Below are 2,413 nucleotides of genomic sequence, written 5' to 3'. Positions count from 1 at the left end.
CGCCCGGTGCGGCACCAGCACGCCCTTCGGCGTACCGGTGGAACCGGAGGTGTACATGATGTAGGCGACCGACTCGGCGCTCTGAGGCAGCCCCGGATTATCGGACGATTCGTCCAGCGTCAACGTGTCCAGGTCAACGCGTAGCGCACCGTGGGGCATCTCCATGCCCGTCAGCGTCAGCACCCAACGTGCACCACTGTCTTCAACCATGAACTGCTGGCGCTCCAGCGGGGCGCCGATGTCCAGCGGTACATAGACCGCGGCACACTTGAGCAAGGCCAGTTGGCTGACCAGCAGCTCGACCGAACGGGCCAGCCCCAGTGCCACGCTGTCGCCCGGCTGTACACCGAGGTCGAGCAGACGACGGGCCAGGCCGTTGGCCCTGGCGTTAAGCTCACCGTACGTCAGGCTTCGATCATCATGAACGACGGCAAGGGCTTGCGGACTCGCCTGTGCCTGGGCCTCGAACAAACCATGAACGGTCCTGTCCCGTGGATAGCTGCGTGCGCTGGCGTTGAACTCGCTCAGCACCTGTTGGCGTTCGGCCTGGGGCAGCACCACCAGGTCTTGCAGGCACAAGGCAGGGTCGGATTCCAATGCCGTGACGAGGCTCAGCAGCGCCCGCTCCATATAGGTGCAGACCCGCTGCGCGCCGACGCCACTCGTCGCCAAGACAGTCAAGGCGAAACCTTCGCCCAGGTCATCCACCGACAGCGTCAATGGATAGTTGGTACGGGCTTCGCCCCCCAGCGTCTCGATGCCTTCCCAGGTTGGCGCTTCACCTTGCGCGTCCAGCTGTTCAGTGGAGTTACGGTAGTTCAGCAAGGCGCTGAACAGCGGCATCGGCGCACTTACCCTGCTGCAACGCTGCGCCAGCGCCAACGAGGCATGTTCATGCCCCAGCAGCGCGGAAAGTCGCCCATGAACGGTCTGAACGCCACTGCGCACGTCTTGATCGGCAACGCTCACTCGAAGGGGCAAGGTATTGATGAACATCCCCAGTGCACGGTCGGCGCCCTGGCCGCCCTGCATCCGGCCCATCAGTACGGTACCGAACACTACGTCACGCTTGCCCGAGACACACGCCAACACCTGCGCCCAGGCCAAGTGATGCAGGCTGGCCGCTCCCACGCCGGATTGGCGCGCCAGACGGCGCAGACGCAGGCTCAGATCGTGATCGAGTAACGCTCTGGCTTCTTCGATGTCGTTGCCGTCTCCCTGCACCTGTTGCAGGCCGAACGGTAACGACGGCTCTTCAACGTCACCGAGCATGTCGCTGAAGAATGCTTCATGTTCTTCACGGCTCACGCCCAGGCGGGCCTGAGCCACATAGTTACGATACGGGACGGCCGCCTCCAGTCGCTCGACCTGCCCCAGCAAATGCGCCTGCATCTCGCGCTGCACCACTTTGAGCGCCGTGTGATCGAGCGCGATGTGGTGGAACAGCAACAGGGCGACCCAACGCTGGTTGAGTTTGTCTTCAGCGAAAACCAGCCGCATCAGCGGTGCCTGGGTCATGTCCAGGCCGCAGTGACGGGCATCGAAACGCTGTTGCAGCTGTTCGGCGATGTCACCGGCTTGCGGGTCCAGTACGAGTTCTTCCCGCACCAGCGGCGCATCGCGCCAGACCACCTGCTGAGGTTCGTCCAGACCTTCCCAGACAAGGGCGGTGCGCAAGATGTCGTGGCGGTCGATGACGCCTTGCAGGGCATTGATGAAATCATCGACACGCGGCCTGTCTTGCAGGCCAAACAGGGCCTGCAGGAGATAGGGATCGCCCTGCTCGGCCGAGAGGTGGTGGTAAAGGATGCCTTCCTGGAGCGGGGCCAGCGGATAGATTTCCTGCACATTGCGCGCACCACCCGGCACCGTCGCCACGATGCGGTCGATGGCAGCCTGATCCAGGCTCGTCAACGACAACATATCCGGCGTGATGCGCGTGCAATCAGGCGCAATGCCGTTGGCCGGCACCGGGATTTCACAGTGAGCACCCACTGCGGCGGCCAATGCCGACAGGGTTGGCTGCCCGAACAAGACGCGCACGTCGGCACTCAGCCCTGCCTGACGCATCCGTTCGATCAAGCTGACGGCCATCAAGGAGTGGCCGCCCAGTTCGAAGAAATGGTCGTGCCGACCAACCTGCGGCAGGCCCAGCAGCTCTTGCCAGATCTGCGCCAGGGTGGTTTCGATCTCGCCTTGAGGGGCTTCGTATCCGCGGCTGATGACCGAGTCCTGATCCGGGGCTGGCAGCGCCTTACGGTCAAGTTTGCCGTTGGGGGTCAGCGGCAGTGCGTCGAGGCGTACATAGGCCACGGGCACCATGTATTCGGGCAGTTGCGCTTGCAAATGGCTGCGCAGACTTTCGATGTCCGCTGTTGCCGATTCGGTGAAATAGGCGACCAGACGCTTGTCG

1 protein-coding gene is annotated in these 2,413 nt (G+C 63.2%); it reads right to left on the bottom strand.

Annotated features, from left to right (window positions below; translation table 11 throughout):
* Positions 1-2,413: condensation domain-containing protein (locus tag LCU97_RS26430; RefSeq protein WP_232778203.1), on the bottom strand; the 2,413-nt coding region annotated here is incomplete at both ends.

The organism is Pseudomonas uvaldensis, assembly GCF_021271205.1.
In the GTDB taxonomy this organism is placed as follows: domain Bacteria; phylum Pseudomonadota; class Gammaproteobacteria; order Pseudomonadales; family Pseudomonadaceae; genus Aquipseudomonas; species Aquipseudomonas uvaldensis.
This window is presented reverse-complemented; position numbering and strand designations above follow the sequence as displayed.